The 16,876-nt window shown below is 54.6% G+C and carries 12 protein-coding genes and 1 pseudogene; 7 read left to right on the forward strand and 6 right to left on the reverse strand.

Annotation, left to right across the window (positions count from 1 at the left end):
- Nucleotides 1–64: 64 nt before the first annotated feature.
- The 3 genes from AAAU26_RS01755 to AAAU26_RS01765 form a co-directional block, all read right to left on the reverse strand.
- Nucleotides 65–841 carry an HAD family hydrolase gene (locus AAAU26_RS01755; protein WP_227619638.1) on the reverse strand — a complete coding sequence of 259 codons (777 nt, stop codon included), beginning with the start codon at nt 839–841 and terminating at the stop codon, nt 65–67.
- A gap of 78 nt (nt 842–919) precedes the next feature.
- On the reverse strand, nt 920–1,540 hold the full coding sequence (locus AAAU26_RS01760; protein ID WP_227619639.1) for a CatA-like O-acetyltransferase: 621 nt from the start codon (nt 1,538–1,540) through the stop codon (nt 920–922).
- A 1-nt stretch (nt 1,541) separates the two neighbouring features.
- Nucleotides 1,542–2,546, reverse strand: a complete 1,005-nt coding sequence (locus tag AAAU26_RS01765; RefSeq protein ID WP_227619640.1) for an RluA family pseudouridine synthase — start codon at nt 2,544–2,546, stop codon at nt 1,542–1,544.
- Between the two features lie 150 nt (nt 2,547–2,696).
- Between AAAU26_RS01765 and AAAU26_RS01770 the strand changes: the two genes are divergently transcribed.
- The 3 genes from AAAU26_RS01770 to uvrA all read left to right on the forward strand — a co-directional run bounded on the left by AAAU26_RS01770 (nt 2,697) and on the right by uvrA (nt 8,411).
- Entirely contained in the window at nt 2,697–3,431 is a 735-nt protein-coding gene (locus AAAU26_RS01770) for a JAB domain-containing protein (protein ID WP_227619641.1), read from the forward strand.
- 77 nt (nt 3,432–3,508) lie between these two features.
- Entirely contained in the window at nt 3,509–5,566 is a 2,058-nt protein-coding gene (gene uvrB, locus AAAU26_RS01775; protein ID WP_227619642.1) for an excinuclease ABC subunit UvrB, read from the forward strand.
- Complete coding sequence (uvrA, locus tag AAAU26_RS01780) at nt 5,553–8,411, forward strand: excinuclease ABC subunit UvrA (protein WP_227619643.1); 2,859 nt, start codon at nt 5,553–5,555, stop codon at nt 8,409–8,411. Before uvrB ends, uvrA begins: the two co-directional genes overlap by 14 nt.
- Before the next feature lie 663 nt (nt 8,412–9,074).
- Here uvrA and AAAU26_RS01785 read toward each other — a convergent pair.
- Both AAAU26_RS01785 and AAAU26_RS01790 read right to left on the reverse strand, forming a co-directional pair.
- Nucleotides 9,075–9,725 (reverse strand): annotated as a pseudogene (locus AAAU26_RS01785) (recombinase family protein); the annotation flags it as partial.
- Nucleotides 9,722–9,919 (reverse strand): restriction endonuclease subunit S domain-containing protein, encoded by a 198-nt coding sequence (locus tag AAAU26_RS01790; protein WP_217209497.1) that lies wholly within the window; start codon nt 9,917–9,919, stop codon nt 9,722–9,724. The pseudogene AAAU26_RS01785 and the gene AAAU26_RS01790, both read right to left, overlap by 4 nt.
- Nucleotides 9,920–10,093: 174 nt before the next feature.
- Between AAAU26_RS01790 and AAAU26_RS01795 the strand changes: the two genes are divergently transcribed.
- Nucleotides 10,094–10,378, forward strand: a complete 285-nt coding sequence (locus AAAU26_RS01795; protein WP_217209495.1) for a hypothetical protein — start codon at nt 10,094–10,096, stop codon at nt 10,376–10,378.
- A gap of 172 nt (nt 10,379–10,550) precedes the next feature.
- Here the strand turns inward: AAAU26_RS01795 and AAAU26_RS01800 are convergent, their stop codons facing one another.
- Nucleotides 10,551–11,414, reverse strand: coding sequence for a helix-turn-helix domain-containing protein (locus AAAU26_RS01800; protein ID WP_227619644.1), 864 nt, complete (start codon nt 11,412–11,414; stop codon nt 10,551–10,553).
- 249 nt (nt 11,415–11,663) lie between these two features.
- Here AAAU26_RS01800 and AAAU26_RS01805 point away from each other — a divergent pair, with 249 nt between their 5' ends.
- The 3 genes from AAAU26_RS01805 (at nt 11,664) to AAAU26_RS01815 (ending at nt 16,835) form a co-directional block, all read left to right on the forward strand.
- Complete coding sequence (locus tag AAAU26_RS01805; protein WP_227619645.1) at nt 11,664–13,034, forward strand: MFS transporter; 1,371 nt, start codon at nt 11,664–11,666, stop codon at nt 13,032–13,034.
- 114 nt (nt 13,035–13,148) lie between these two features.
- Complete coding sequence (gene lacZ, locus AAAU26_RS01810) at nt 13,149–16,232, forward strand: beta-galactosidase, LacZ type (RefSeq protein WP_227619646.1); 3,084 nt, start codon at nt 13,149–13,151, stop codon at nt 16,230–16,232.
- A 27-nt stretch (nt 16,233–16,259) separates the two neighbouring features.
- Nucleotides 16,260–16,835, forward strand: a complete 576-nt coding sequence (locus AAAU26_RS01815) for a helix-turn-helix domain-containing protein (protein WP_227619647.1) — start codon at nt 16,260–16,262, stop codon at nt 16,833–16,835.
- Nucleotides 16,836–16,876 lie beyond the last annotated feature (41 nt).

Raw genomic sequence — 16,876 nt, forward strand, 5'->3', positions numbered from 1 at the left:
TCGGGGTGGCGGCACGGCGAAGCCGTGACGGAGAGGTTGAACACAGCGGCCTCTTTTTGTTTTCTTAAATCAAACCATTTTCTTTGCAGTAGTGGTAAATACCATCCTCTGCACAGGTGCCGCAGACCTCGCTGGCGATGGCTTTCAAATCGGCAGAAGCGTTGCCCATGGCAACGCTATGACCGACAGCCTGAAACATTTCTATATCGTTGTTGCCGTCGCCGAAAGCCATTGCATCCTCGGGCGTCAGGCCGTAATAGGCCAGAACTTTCTGGATACCGGCGCCTTTTCCGCCAGAAATGGGGATGATGTCCACCGCCCTGTCCCACCAGGCGGCGATTTTTGCACCGCTCGTGCCCTTGAGAATGGCGGGCCAGTCGCTTTCGCGGCAGCCCATCAGCAACTGGAAAACTTCACCTCGGGAGACTTCATCAAACTTATCGGAAATGACCGGCGCTCGTCCGCCGATGGCGTAATATGCCGTCAAATCGTCATCCGTTCCGTTGGAGAGCAGCTGCGTCCGTCCTGCAACCGACACCGGACGACCAAGCGCTGCGGCGTTTTGGATCAGCGTCTGCACATCCTGCGGCGGGATGGGGCTGACGAAAATATCGCCGGTCATGTTGTAGCAGAATGAGCCGTTGTAGGTAAGAAAGACGTCGAACTCTACGCCGTCGAATTTCGGCACAATGAGAGGGGAACGCCCGGTGGCGATGGCCAGCAGGATGCCGTTTTGCTGTAAGCGGCGCAGAGCGTCCAGTGTCCGCTCAGTAATACGCTTTTTCTCCATGTCGATAAGGGTGCCGTCGATGTCGAAAAAGATGATGCGGGGCTTGTGCATGGTGCTGTACCTCCAATGCAAAAAGAGGGGAGAGACTTACCTGCGGGTTTTGCGGTCAGGATACATCAGAATGCCTCCTTATAGTGCGTCGATGTCGGCCTGTAGTTTCTCGTAGAATTTCCCCAGATGGAGACCGTCGATGAAGCGGTGATTGACCTCCACCGACATCCCCAATTTCTTGCGGCCATTTTCCTCGCCATATCTGCCCCATGTGATGCGGGGGATGTTGTCGTCCCGGTCAAAATCCCGCTCGTTGGTGCAGCCGGTCAAATCAAACCACGGTGTGCAGGAGATATAGATGAGGTTGTCGTTCTCTTCGTCCTGGTCAAGAAGGGTCTTCTGGGCAGCGCTTCTCGTCTGTGCGGAGGCACAGAACTCCGCAATGCCACCGACTTTTGGCAGGGTGACGATGTGAAACTGCTCACTGCCGGGTTTCAGGTCGGTCAGACTGGGAATGCGCTCATCCAGCAGCCACACCTCGCCGTCCCGGATGGCGTAGCGGAAATTCTTCACGCTGTTCACAGCGTCCGTCACGAGATACCCCATCGCGTAATAAAACGACAAATGCCGCTCCTTGACATAGCGGTAAAGGTTTGTTACATCCACCCGGAAGGTGACGCTGTAAAAAGGGTGGGAAACAGCGGAGAAAAACTCGAACAATTCAGCCCGCTCCCAGTGGGTCCTATCGACTTTTTCCATCTTACTTCTCCTCGGCGGGGGCCTGCTTGTTCTTGTCCAGCCCATCGAACTGCTTTACGATCTGCGGGTCTTTCAGCTTGATGACCTTGCCGGAGAGGTAGTGGAGGGTATTTTCCTCGGGAATGTCGAGGAAGCTGATGCGGACGGCGCAGAGGGCTTGCGTCCGGGTGCCGGTGCGCTCATTCATCTTGCGGTTGCCGTACTTGATGTCGCCCAGCACCGGCTTGCCCAGATAGGCCAGATGGGCGCGTATCTGGTGAGTGCGGCCGGTGATGAGGCCGATGCGGCAGAGGGCGAAGGGGCCAGCTGTCCGCAGTACGTCCACATCGGTGATGATCTGCTTGCGGCGCTCGTCCTGGGACTGGTGGGCGTGGATGCTCACCTTATTGTTTTTCTCGTCGTGCTCCCACCATGCAGTGAAGCGCCCGCTCTGGGGGATGCCCACCGTGATGGTGTAGTATTCCTTCTTGAGCAGGTCGGTGCGGATGATCTCGTTCATGTCCCGGAGGGCGGCGTAGCTCTTGGCCGCGATGACGAGGCCCTCAGTGCCGCGGTCGAGGCGGTTGCAGATGCCGGGCTTGAAGCGGTTCTCGCCCTGGGGGTCGTACTCGCCCTTCTGGGCCAGATACTGGGTGAAGGCGTCCACAAGGTTTGCGTCGCCGGTGCGGTCGCTGTGGCAGAGCAGATGGGTGGGCTTGTAGAGGACGGCAATGTTCTCATCCTCGTAGATGACCGTCACCTTGGGCTGGTTCTGCTGCTTTTTGGGGGCGGGCTTGTGGGCCGGCTTTGCGCCCTCGGGCGGGAAGAATTCGTCGTTGATGTAGAGCTCGATGAGGTCGCCGGCCTTGATGCGGTCTTCGGGTACACCCTTTTTGCCGTTGACTTTGATGCGCTTGTTGCGGAAGCTCTTGTATAAAAGGCTGGTAGGGAAGTCACGGGTCACGCTCTGGACAAAGCGGGAGAGGCGGACACCCTCGTCGTTGGCGGTGGCAGTGTATTGTTTCATGTTCGTTTTCCTTATATAAAAAGTATCTGATACACCTATAATAATCTACTCTCCCCATGAAGTCAACGCAGAATATTTTCTGTCGGCTCTTGTCTTTTGCCGAAAATGGGGTACTATAAAAGAAACGACTACAAACAAAGGAGCGCAGCTATGGCAGGACAGAACATAAGCCACGAGGGTCACCGGCAGCGGATGCGCGCCCGGGTGGAGCAGTACGGGCTGGAAAGCCTCGCACCCCACGAGGCACTGGAATATCTGCTCTACATCACCAACGCCCGCCGGGATACCAATGGCATCGCCCACGCGCTGCTGGAGCGGTTCGGCAGCTTTGCCGGTGTGCTGGAAGCCAGTGAAGAAGAACTCTGCCGTGTGCCGGGCGTCGGCCCGGCCAGCGCCCGGATGCTGCATCTCCTGCCCGAGGTGAGCCGGTACTACGAGCACAGCCGCACCAGCACCGAAGGTGCATTGACGACTACTGAGCAGCTGGCGGCTTACCTGAAACCCCGCTTCGCCGGGGCAAAACAGGAGAAAGCCCTGCTCCTTTCGCTGGACAGCCGCAGCCGGGTAAAGAGCGTGTACTGGCTCAAGGAGGGGAACAGCCGGATGGTGAGCCTCGAGGTGAAGGACGTCATCTCGGCGGCGCTCCGGGGCGGGACAGAAAGCGTCGTGCTCTGCCACAACCACCCCAACGGTGTGCCGCTGCCCTCCCGCGAAGACCTCGCCGCCACCGAGAACATCGTCCGTGCGCTGGGGCTGGTCAAGATACGCCTGCGGGACCACATCATCCTCGCCGAAAACGACTACTTCTCCATGCGGGAATCCAACCGCCTGCCTTTCTACGACTTCGAGACCGGCGCAATGTTACGCCCATATGGAAGAGAATGATTTACATTATAAAATAATTGTGGTATAATGGCTGCAAGAGATACAACTAATCGTAGTTTTGAAAAGGAGGGCTTTTTGTGGCAGAGGAAAAATTCCATCTGGTGTCGTCCTACGCCCCCACGGGTGACCAGCCGCAGGCCATCGCACAGCTGGTAGAGGGGGTAGAGCGGGGCGACCGCTGCCAGACCCTGTTGGGCGTCACCGGCAGCGGCAAGACCTTCACGATGGCGAACGTCATCGCCCAGTGCAACCGCCCGACGCTGGTGCTGGCCCACAACAAGACGCTGGCCGCCCAGCTCTGCACCGAGTTCCGCTCGTTTTTCCCGGACAACGCCGTGGAATATTTCGTCTCCTACTACGACTACTACCAGCCGGAGGCCTATATCCCCAGCACCGATACCTATATCGAAAAGGACAGCGCTATCAACGACGAGATAGACCGCCTGCGCCACTCGGCCACGGCGGCGCTCTCGGAGCGGCGGGACGTCATCATCGTCGCGTCGGTGTCCTGCATCTACTCGCTGGGCGACCCCATCGACTATCGCAGCATGGTCATCAGCCTGCGGCCCGGGATGCAGATGGAGCGGGACGAGCTGTGCGAAAAGCTGGTGACGCTGCAATATGAGCGCAATGACGTTAATTTCATCCGCAATAAGTTCCGCGTCCACGGCGACATCGTGGACATCTATCTGGCCTATATGAGCGAGCTGGCCATCCGGGTGGAGTTCTTCGGCGACGAGATCGACCGCATCACCGAGTTCAACCCCCTCACGGGCGCCAAGCAGAACGTGGTCAAGCATGTTGCCATCTTCCCGGCCAGCCACTATATCGTCAGCGCCGACAAAAAGGCTGCCGCCATTGAAGAGATTCGCGCCGAGTGCGACGCGCAGGTGAAGCAGTTCACCTCGGAAGGTAAGCTCATCGAGGCCCAGCGCATCCAGCAACGGACGAACTACGACATTGAGATGCTGACGGAAGTTGGTATCTGCAAGGGCATCGAGAACTATTCTGCCGTTCTGTCGGGTCGTGCGCCGGGCAGTATGCCCACGACTCTGCTTGACTATTTCCCGGACGACTTCCTGCTCTTCGTAGACGAGAGCCATGTCACCCTGCCGCAGGTGCGGGCCATGTACGGTGGCGACTACGCCCGCAAAAAGACGCTGGTGGAGTACGGTTTCCGCCTGCCGTCGGCCTTTGACAACCGCCCCCTCAAGTTCGAGGAAGTGGAATCCAAGCTCAACCAGATGATATTTGTCTCGGCCACCCCCGGCGAGTACGAGCGGAAGAACAGCACCCAGGTGGCCCAGCAGGTCATCCGGCCCACTGGTCTGCTGGATCCGCTCATCTCGGTGCGCCCCGTAGAGGGGCAGGTGACTGACCTTCTGGGCGAGATAAACGCTCGCATCGAGCGGCATGAGCGCGTCCTGGTCACGACGCTGACCAAGAAAATGGCCGAAGATCTGACGGATTACTTTACCGAACAGGGGATAAAGGTCAAGTATATGCACCACGAGGTGGACACCTTCGAGCGGATGGAGATCATCAAAGACCTCCGCCTCGGCACCATCGACGTGGTGGTGGGCATCAACCTGCTGCGTGAGGGCCTCGACTTGCCCGAGGTCAGCCTTGTGGCCATCCTCGACGCCGACAAAGAGGGCTTCCTCCGCAGCGAGACGAGCCTGATTCAGACCATCGGCCGCGCCGCCCGCAACGCCGAAGGTCTGGTCATCATGTACGCTGACGAGGTGACGGACAGCATGGACCGCGCCATCACCGAGACAGAACGCCGCCGCGCCATCCAGATGGCCTACAACACTGAACACGGCATCGTCCCGAAGACCATCGTCAAGGCCATCCCGGATTCGATTGAGATCAGCGACAAGGCTGAGAATGCCAGGATGAACACCCGGCGGATGGGCAAGCTCGAGCGCGAAGCCGCCATTGACCGCCTGACCCGGGAGATGAAGGAAGCCGCCAAGCTGCTGGAATTTGAGCATGCGGCCTTCCTGCGCGACCAGATCGACCGCCTGCGCCGGGGCGAGAACCCCACCGTGGATTCCTCGGCAGAGACGGAGCGGAAGCAGAACCATGCACAGACACAGAGAAGAGGGAGAAAGTACCTTGGCAAACGATAAAATAGTTATCAAGGGTGCGCGGGAGCACAACCTGAAAAACGTGAATCTGACCCTCCCGCGTGAAAAATTCATCGTTATGACCGGCCTGTCCGGCTCGGGCAAGTCGAGCCTTGCCTTCGACACCATCTACGCCGACGGCCAGCGCCGCTATGTCGAGAGCCTGTCCAGCTACGCCCGGATGTTCCTTGGCCGGATGGATAAGCCCGATGTGGACGAGATCACCGGCCTGTCTCCGGCCATTTCCATCGACCAGAAGACCACCAGCCACAACCCCCGCTCCACCGTGGGTACCGTGACGGAAATTTACGATTATCTGCGCCTTTTGTACGCCCGCGTGGGCGTGCCGCACTGCCCGGTGTGTGGGCGGGTCATCAGCCAGCAGAGCGTGGATGAGATGGTGGACGCTGTGCTCAAGCTGGAAGAGGGGACGAAGTTCCAGGTCCTCGCGCCTGTCGTCCGTCAGCGCAAAGGCACCCAGCAGAAAGAGCTGGACGCCGCTCGCCGCGCCGGTTACGCCCGCGTAAAAATCGACGGTAACATGTACGACCTCGACGAGGAAATCGCGCTGGAAAAGAACATTAAGCACACCGTGGAGATCGTCGTTGACCGTCTTGCCATGCGCAAGGGCATCCGCGGTCGTCTGGCTGACTCGCTGGAAACGGCCCTTGCCCTCACCGGCGGCGTGGCTGAGGTGGATGTCATCGGTGGCGAATGTATGACATTCAGCCAGAATTTCGCCTGCCCTGAGCACGGCATTTCCATCAGCGATTTGTCACCCCGGCTCTTCTCCTTCAATAACCCTCTGGGTGCCTGCGAGAAGTGTACCGGCCTCGGCACCTTCATGCGGGTGGACGAAGAGCGCATCCTGCCCAACCGGGACCTCTCGATTCGGGAGGGCGCCATCAAAGCCAGCGGCTGGTACTACGCCGAAGGCTCTGTAGCCGAGATGTATTATCTGGGTCTGGGCAAAAAGTACGGTTTTACGCTGGATACGCCCATCAAAGAAATGAGCACCGAGGCCGTCAACGCCTTGCTCTACGGCACCAACGAAGAAAAAATCGAGATGCACCGCACGAATGAGTTCGGCAGCGGCGTCTATTATAATACCTTTGAGGGCATCGTCGAGAACCTTGAGCGCCGCTTCCGCGAGACGAACAGCGAGTGGATGAAGGAGGAGATCGGCAGCTTCATGTCGGGCGTCGAGTGTCCCGACTGCCATGGTAAACGTCTGAAACCGGTGGTGCTGGCTGTGACCATCGGCGGCAAAAACATCAGCGATTTCTGCGAAATGTCGATTCGGGACGAGTTGAAATTCATCGCCGACAATGAGCCGAACCTGACCGAAAAGCAGAAGCAGATCGGCGGCCAGATCATGAAGGAGATCAAGAACCGCCTGCAGTTTTTGCAGAGCGTGGGCCTCGATTACCTCACACTGGCCCGGTCGGCAGGCACCCTGTCCGGCGGCGAGAGCCAGCGCATCCGCCTGACCACCCAAATCGGAAGCGCGCTGTCGGGTGTGTTGTACGTGCTGGATGAGCCGTCTATCGGTCTGCACCAGCGCGACAACGATAAACTCATCGCAACGCTGAAAAATCTCCGCGACCTCGGCAATACGGTCATCGTGGTCGAGCACGACGAGGATACCATGCGCAGCGCCGATTATATCGTGGATGTCGGCCCGGGCGCGGGCGTCCACGGCGGCGAGATCGTGGCCGCAGGCTCCGTCAAGGACATCTGCAAGGCCAAGCGCAGCATCACCGGCGACTATCTGTCGGGCCGTAAGCGCATCGAGGTGCCGCAGACCCGCCGCCCTGGCAACGGCAATTTCCTCACGGTGAAGGGTGCACGCGAAAACAATCTGCGCAACATCGATGTAAAATTTCCGCTGGGCGAGTTCGTCTGCGTGACGGGCATCTCCGGCTCGGGAAAGTCGAGCCTCATCAACGAGATTTTGTATAAGACCCTCGCCTGTGAGCTGAACGGCGCCCGCTCCCGTGCTGGCAAGTGCGATGGGGTAGAGGGCCTCGAGTTCGTGGATAAGGTCATCGGTATCGACCAGCAGCCCATCGGCCGCACGCCCCGCTCCAACCCCGCCACCTATACCGGCGTGTTCAACGACATCCGCACGGTCTTTTCCCAGACGCAGGACGCCAAAATGCGGGGCTACGGCCCGGGACGGTTCAGCTTCAACGTCCGGGGCGGCCGCTGCGAGGCCTGCGAGGGCAACGGCATCCTCCAAATCGAGATGCACTTCCTGCCGGACGTCTACGTGCCCTGCGAGGTCTGCAAGGGCGCACGCTACAACCGCGAAACGCTGGAAGTCAAGTATAAGGAAAAGACCATCTCTGACGTGCTGAACATGACCGTGGAAGAGGCGGTCGTCTTCTTCGCCAACCAGCCGAAAATCGCCCGCAAGCTGCAGACGCTGTTGGACGTGGGCCTGGGGTATGTCACGCTGGGGCAGAGCGCCACGACCCTTTCGGGCGGCGAGGCGCAGCGTGTCAAGCTGGCCAACGAGCTGGCCCGCCGCAGCACGGGTAAGACCGTGTATATCCTCGACGAGCCGACTACCGGCCTCCACATGGCTGATGTCCACCGCCTCATCGAGGTGCTGCAGAAGCTGGTGGATGCAGGCAACACCGTCATCGTCATCGAACACAACCTCGACCTCATCAAGTGCGCCGACCATATCATCGACCTCGGCCCCGAGGGCGGCAGTGCCGGCGGCCTCATCGTCGCCGAGGGTACGCCGGAGCAGGTGGCCGAGATGCCGGGCAGCTTTACCGGCCAATACCTCAAGCCCTTGCTGGAAAAGGACGCGAAACTCCGCGCAGAGGGCAAATAAAGCAGTATAAAACAGAGCCGCAGTCTCCCAAAAGACTGCGGCTCTGTTGTTTGCAAAAGTTCCAGATATAACAAAAAGCTCTTCAGTCTCTCGACTGAAGAGCTCTGGTCCAGCAGAGCTGAACAAATCCAAACTTTTTTCCTCCGCTGAGTTAGCGGTCAAAGTGTCCTCAAACCGGACAGTTTGGGTGCCATCCTTGTAGTTGAACGTAATCAGCATCCGGTCATCGTACAGAAAAATGGCATTTACAAAAATTTCGATCAGCGCTTTTCTCTGTTTTTTCTGCGAAATATCGAACTTTCTAAATTTCATCAGCCAGAATCGGATGAAACCCTCATTGAAGCTGGGATTCTTCAATTTTTCATCTGCGATTTTTGCAGTCAGTTCATCTTTCTGGATTTCCAGCTCTTCCAGACGCTCTTTCGTTGTCCGGGTGTACAAGCCGTCCTCGATAGCCTTCATCAGGTTGTCCAGCTTTTTGTTAACCTCTCGCAGTTGCTTTTCCAGCAGCGGAATCGTGGTGTTTTCCTGATTCTGGACATCCATAACCAGTTGAACGATTTTGTCGATCACCGCATCGTCCTGAATCAGCTTCATGGTCTCCCGGACGACCAGATCTTCCAGCCATTCCTTCTGCACGGTCTTTTTGTTGCAGCCCTTGCGCCGCTTGACGTTGGCGCATTTATAATAATAGTAGGTGCGTCCGGTGGCACTGGTTCCGCTTTCGCCAAACATCAGCGCACCGCACTTGCCGCAGAACAGCTTGGTGGTCAGCAGATATTCCTCGTCTGCCTTGCTACAGGCAGGGGCACGCTTGTTCTTATCCAAACGCTTCTGCACCCGGTCAAACAGGTCTTTCGGAACAATAACCGGAATCGCATCCGGCACAACGATGTCCCGGAAAGACAATTCTCCAATGTACCGGCGGTTCTTCAACATGGTGTTCACGCTGCTGTGGGTCATTTTTCCGCCCAGCATATTGCGGACACCCTTGTCGTTGAGGAAGTTTACGATCTCCACCATTTTATCGCCGTTGTCATACCGCTGAAAGGCTTCCAGCACCAGCGGAGCGGTCAACGGGTCAAGATGATAGAACTTGTCACCGTCGATTTTATAGCCGATGGTTCCCGTACCGCCAGTGCACTTTCCCTTCAAAGCATTCTCCGTCTGGCCACGAATCACCTTTTCGGACAGCTCTGCCGAATAGTATTCTGCCATACCTTCCAGCAGCGTTTCCACCAGAATGCCCTGTGAACCCTCGGCAATGGGTTCCATGACGGAAATCAGATGGACACCGTTCTTTTTCAGAATCATCTTATAGTTTGCGCTAAAAGGGTATCCCTCAATTCAGAAAGTTTATCGTTTTCAAGTAAATTTGCCTGATACTGTTCCATGAGTTGCCCGACAATAGACTCAAAATTTAAAAGAGTCTTTTTATCCGGTAATAAAATTGATACTTTACTCATATCGCCTTGAGTGATCAGCGGCTGAGTTGAGCCTCGACTCATAGACCGGTAATCGATTCTTTGAAGAATCTGGAAGGTATACTCGTAGAGGTCACTTGTAATAAACAGATGAAGTATGCTTCTCTGGCAGAAGCTGCATCGCACCTTATGCAAGTTCTCAATGACCCTGAACGTATCATCGGATAAAAAGTGTCCCGCCGGGACGCGCAGCCTGCATTGAAAAATGCAGAACAAAGGGGTTTGGGGCACTTTCCCAACAAGCATTTTGCAACGCAAAAAGTGTTTTTGTATAGACGAAAACATTGCTTGCTGGCACTGCGTACCGTAAAACTCCCGTTTCAATCTTCACGAGTGATTTTTCTTGGAAGAAGCCCCGCCGAAGAACATCTGCCCGGCATTATACAAGCGAGGGAATGTATGAAAAAGAAGAAACACATCTCAGAAGAGCAGCATTATCTCTGTGAAATCGGTCTGGAAAAGATGCCATATCGGTCTTCCTGACTCTTCAAATCCTATACAGAGGAAAGCCTCACGCACATCACGATTACAGCCGCTCCATGCAAAGTTCCTGCTCTGCCATGATGGAATCATCCGTGGGGTCGTAGACTTGTTGGCTGTGGATCGCATTTTTTATCGGCATGGTTCTACTCTCCTTATTTATAAGGTATCTTTCTCATTTTTCAGTAGATTCTTCCAGATTCTTTCGGTACTGTGCCGGACTGACACCATACTCTTTCTTGAATACCCGGCTAAAATAGAGTGGGTTATCATACCCTACGATCTCTGCAATTTCTCCAATATTGTATTCGGTGTTCTCCAATAAGCTTTGTGCATTTACCATCCGAAGGGACAGGATGTATTGTGCAGGGCTTATTTTCATGTACAGCTTAAAATTACGGATAAACCAGTTCGTACTGATATGCAGCGATTCTGCGTAATCGTCCACACTGACCTTTGTATTATAATTCTCGTTAAAGTAGGCAACGGCGGCTTCGATTTCTTCGGGGATGCTTGTAGTTGTTTTCTCGCTTTCCTGCTGTTGCCTGCTTACTAAAAGCAGAATGATGTTGAAGAGAGAAGCAATATAGTCTTCATAGCCATATTCACATTGTTGCAGTTCCCGGATGATCTTTCGGAACAGCATTTTGTAATCCGGCAGTGTGCCGCTGTAAAAAACGTGCTTGTCCAAGGGTATTCCGTGGTAGTTCAGGATGTTTTTGACATCATATCCTGTAAAGTGAATCCAGAACACCTCTGGATGATCTTCTACATAATAGACATACTTCTGGATTTCTTTCGGCTGATAAAGCACCATGTGTCCAGAAGTCACCACTTCCTCAACACCATCGAACCAGAAGTGTGCTTTACCAGATGCCACATAGAGGATTTGATAGTCTCTGCGACCCTTTGCCCAAAAAGTAGGTAGCTTAGGGCGTTTTTTCAAGCGATAAGTGCCGCAACTGCCTACGACCAGCGGCTTTGAGTTGTCTTTGAAATCCAAACGGGAGTTGTTCAAATATCCTGAGTTGAAATACATCCCTGCGTCCTCCTCATCTTCAGAGACTTTACAGTGATTTGGAAAATGTTCTATCAAAAAATTACAAACTCTTTGATTTTGTGCATATTTTGTTCCATCTTGTCTATATCTTTTCGTTCCATTAGATTCTATAATATTTTCAGACGAAACGCAAGAGATTTGGGCAACTTGCGTAATGAGGATTCCAGTCTGAAGTGCGCAGCAGATTGGTCGCGCCCACACAAAACAAGCAAGATGGGAGAAAGCACAATGACTGAGAAACGTTATCTAAAGTGGTATAATAAAGTCGGCTATGGTTCAGGCGATATTGCAGGCAACGTGGTGTATGCATTCCTGTCCTCCTTCGTCATGATCTATCTGACCAACACCGTTGGCCTGAACCCCGGTATTGTCGGCACTCTGATTGCAGTTTCCAAACTGCTGGACGGTGTGACGGACATTTTCTTTGGTTCTTTGATTGACAAAACGCATTCTAAGATGGGCAAAGCCCGTCCTTGGATGCTGTACGGCTACATTGGCTGTGCCATTACGCTGGTGGCAATTTTCGCCATTCCGACCAATCTGGGACAGTTTGCACAGTACGCATGGTTCCTGATCGCATATACTCTGCTGAACGCTGTATTCTACACTGCCAACAACATTGCTTACTCTGCACTGACTGCTCTCGTCACGAAGAACAGTGCCGAACAGGTCGAGATGGGTTCTTGGCGTTTCATGTTCGCCTTTGCCACCAGCCTGCTCATCCAGTCCATCACGCTGGGTGCTGTTACGGCATTGGGCGGTGGTGCTGCCGGTTGGCGCACTGTTGCAATCATCTACGCCATCATCGGTCTGCTTGTCAACACCCTCTCCGTTTTCTCCGTGAAGGAACTGCCGGAAGGCGAATTGGTGGATACCACCGACAAAAAGGAAATCGAGCAGGACGAAAAGTACAATCTAGTTCAGGCTGCAAAGCTGCTTGCTGGTAACAAATATTATATGATGATTTGCGTCACCTACATTTTGCAGCAGATCTACGGTGCCATGATCAGCATGGGCACCTACTATGCAACCTACATCCTTGGCAACCAGAATCTGTTCGGTGTATTCTCTTGGGCAATCAACATTCCTCTGATCATCGCACTGGTGTTCACCCCGACCTTGGTTGCAAAGTGGAATGGAATGTATAAGCTGAATGTAATGAGCTATACTCTGGCAACGATTTCTCGTGCACTGGTTGCTGTAGCTGGTTACATGGGCAGCGGCAATGTGACCTTGATGCTGCTCTTTACTGCAATCGCAGCTCTTGGTCAGGGTCCTTGGCAGGGCGATATGAACGCTGCGATTGCTGCTTGCTCTGAATATACTTGGCTGACGAAGCATAAGCGCGTGGATGGCACGATGTACTCCTGCACTTCTCTCGGTGTGAAGCTGGGCGGCGGTCTGGGTACTGCCATCACCGGCTGGCTGCTGGCAGCAAGCCATTTTGACAGCGCTCTGACCGTTCAGCCGGATTCCTGCATCAATATGCTGAAGATCATGTATCTGGTGATTCCGTTTGCTCTGGATGCCATCATCACCTTCATTCTCTCTCGTATGAAGGTCGAAGAAGCAAATGAAAAACTGCGTGCAGCAGTCTGATAACAAGCCATTATCATTTCTCCTTCATCTGCTGTTCCCCGGAGGAATCCAGCGATTTCTCCGGGGAGGCTGGAGAAATATTATAAAATTATAAAAGGTAAATGAGGAAATACTATGGCTGCATTTGATTTTGCAAAAGTAAAAGACCCCACCTTTTTCAAGGAAAACGTGCTGAATGCTCATGCAAGTTTCCGTACTTACGCTTCCCGCGAAGAATATCGGACAGGCTCCTCTTCTTTGGCGCTGAAGCTGGACGGTATCTGGAAATTCGCCTACGCAAAGAACTACACCAGTGCCATCCCCGGCTTTGAAAAGACAGATTACGATTGCAGCGGCTGGGATGACATTCATGTTCCGGCACACATCCAGATGGAGGGCTACGACATTCCCCAGTACGCGAATGTTCAGTATCCGTGGGATGGCCGTGAAGAAGTACAGCCGGGTGAGATCCCGCAGCGGTTCAATCCGGTGGCAAGCTATGTAAAATACTTCGAGCTGCCGGAATCCATGCAGGGCAAGCCCGTCCACATCGAGTTCGAGGGTGTGGAAAGCGGCATGGCTCTTTGGCTGAACGGGTCTTATGTGGGTTACACCGAGGACAGCTTCTCCGCACACGCATTCGATCTGACTCCCTATCTCCAGCCGGGCGTGAACAAACTTGCTGTGCAGGTGTTCAAGTGGACTTCCTCCAGCTGGTGCGAAGATCAGGACTTCTTCCGCTTCTCCGGCATCTTCCGCAGCGTGTGGCTGTACGCCATCCCCACCGTGCATCTGGAAGATGTATCCGTCAAAACGCTGTTTGCCGGGGATGATTTTACTCATTCCACGCTGGAAGTTGCATTGCAGGTGGAGGGTAAGGGCGCAGCCCGTCTGACCCTGCGCCGCAGTGAACTGGAAGTGTTCTCCGAAAAAATCGCACTGAAGGGCGGCTCTGCTCTGTTCAGCCATGCGGTGGAGAACCCCTACCTGTGGAGTGCAGAGGACCCGGCTCTGTATGAACTGGAAATCGAGCTGCTGGACGATGCAGGCCATCTGGTAGAGGTGACCGGGCAGAAAGTCGGTTTCCGCAAGTTCGAGTTGAAGAACAATCGGATGCTGCTCAACGGCAAGCGCATCGTGTTCAAGGGTGCCAACCGTCATGAGTTCAGCTCCATTACGGGTCGTGCTGTGGGCGTACACACCCATGAGGAACTGCTTCGGGATATCATCACCATGAAGCAGAACAACATCAATGCCATCCGTACCAGCCATTACCAGAATCAGGATGCACTGTACGACCTGTGCGACGAGTATGGTCTGTATCTGATCGCAGAGAACAATCTGGAATCCCATGGCACATGGGATATTCATCAGGCTGGCATTCGCGGCATCGAGGGCGTTTTGCCCAATGATAAGCCGGAGTGGAAAGCTGTCTTGTTTGACCGCATGAATTCCACTTACCAGCGTGACAAAAATCATCCTGCTGTTCTGATCTGGTCTCTGGGCAACGAATCGTTTGGCGGTGAGACCCTGCTCCAGATGGCAGAGATGGTCCGCCGCTTTGATGACACCCGTCTGGTGCATTACGAAGGTGTGGTCAATGATCCCCGCTTCCTCGAAACCACCGATATCGAGAGCCATATGTACAGCACTGTGAAGGACATTAAAGAGTATCTGGCACAGGGCGATAAGCGGCCTTATATCGAGTGCGAATATTCTCATGCTATGGGCAACTCCAACGGTGCTTTGCACAAGTACACGGAACTTGCCGACCAGAAGGACTGCGGCTATCAGGGCGGCTTCATCTGGGATTACATCGACCAGTCCATCTGGAAAAAAGACCGCTACGGCAAGTGGTTCCAAGCCTACGGCGGCGACTTCGGCGAGCGTCCTACCGACTATAATTTCAGCGGAAACGGCATTGCCTACGGTGGTGACCGTGCTCCTTCTCCCAAGATGCAGGAGGTCAAGTTCTGCTATCAGAACATCGCCGTTTCCATCGACAACTCTGGCTTCGAAGTCTGGAATAAGAACCTGTTCACCTCTACGGACGCTTTCGACTGCGTTGCACTGCTGCACCGTGATGGAAAGTTGTATCAGCAACAGGAACTGCCCAATATTGATGTTGCTCCCGAAGAGCGTTCCAGCTTCCCGCTGCCGTTTATAGTTCCTGCGCTCCCCGGTGAATATGCAGTGACCATCAGCTTCCGTTTGAAGGAGGACACCAGCTGGGCAAAGAAAGGCCATGAAGTCGCCTTTGGACAGGGTGTGATTGCTGTGGTCCGTTCCATTCCCAGCAAGAAGGTCACGCCGTTTACCGTTACGCACGGTACACACAATATCGGTGTCCGGGGCGAGAATTTCGATGTTTTGTTCTCCGATCTGAACGGCGGTCTGACTTCCTACCGCTATGCCGGCAAGGAGATGATTCAGGAGATTCCCCGGCCCAACTTCTGGCGCGCTCCCACCGACAACGACTGCGGCAACAACATGGGCGGCGTTCGCGGTCAGTGGAAGCTGGCAAGCCTGTACGCTACCGCCAAGGGCATCGGCAAGGAAATTCCGTCTGTTCATGGCGGCACCATCCTCCAGAACCCCACCTGCGAGGTGGAAGCCGACAGCGTGGTCGTGACCTATCTCTATAACCTCCAGACCAGCCCCGCAGCAGAGTGCAGCCTGCAGTACCGTGTGTTCGGTGATGGCCGCATCCAGACCACCCTGCACTATGACCCGGTGGAAGGACTTGCAGCAATGCCGGAGTTCGGCGTACTGTTCAAGATCGACGCTGACTACGACACGGTGGAGTGGTACGGAAACGGCCCTGCGGAGACCTACTGGGATCGTCAGCATGGTGCAAAGCTGGGCATTTACCAGAACAAGGTCGCAGACAACATGGCACAGTACCTTGTGCCGCAGGAGTGCGGTGCAAAGACCGCTGTGCGCTGGGCAAAGGTAATGGACCGCAAGGGTCGCGGGCTGCTGTTTACCGCAGATGCCGCAAAGCCCATGTTCTTCTCTGCGCTGCCCTACACTCCCCATGAAATGGAGAGTGCCAAGCATCCCTACGAGCTGCCCCCGGTCCATTACACGGTGATTCGTGCCATCGGCGAGCAGATGGGCGTCGGCGGTGATGACAGCTGGGGCGCCAATGTCCACCCGGAGTATATTCCTGATGTAACCAAGCCTGTGGAGTTCACCTTTACGTTCCGTGGCATCTGATGATTGCCCGCAAATGAGGTGTTCTCTGTGAAAAAAGCGAAAGATCAGCCTGAATCTGAACCAGCCGAACTAGCATCCCTTGTTGGAGAACGGATCCGAAAAATACGCAAAGAAGAGGGGTTAAGCCTAGAGCTTTTTGCTTTACGTTGTGACATGAATGCCGCATACGTTGGGCATATTGAGCGCGGCGTTCAGAATCCAACCTTGAACACGCTGGAACGTATCTGCAAGGGTCTGGACATCAGCGTAGAAGACCTTTTCATAGATATGCTGTTTACCGATGTCCAAAGGAGCGTGCGTTTGAACAAAAAGAAAAAGTCCACAAACACTTCCCATTATCCCGATGAAGTCATCGACCGTCTGGCACGGGCATTCTACCCAGCCATCCCTGCCTGCTGGAACAGCGAGGAAGGCCAGCGGTCACTTGTCGGGGCGAGGCCCCTCCATCTTGCTGCGCAAGACCGTTCGGTCGCTCAAAAGCCCCACTGGGGCTTTCATTGCTGCGCTGCGCTTCGCAAACGCGAGCTTGCCTATGGCAGGCGGAACAGGTTCATCATGCAAACAACAAAAAACAGGAAGTTCCCACTTGCTGGGTATCCGTAAAACAGTTTTCGAAAAATGACACGGCAACTGCCTGTCAGGAT

This window comes from Faecalibacterium longum (assembly GCF_040094125.1).
Taxonomy (GTDB): domain Bacteria; phylum Bacillota; class Clostridia; order Oscillospirales; family Ruminococcaceae; genus Faecalibacterium; species Faecalibacterium longum.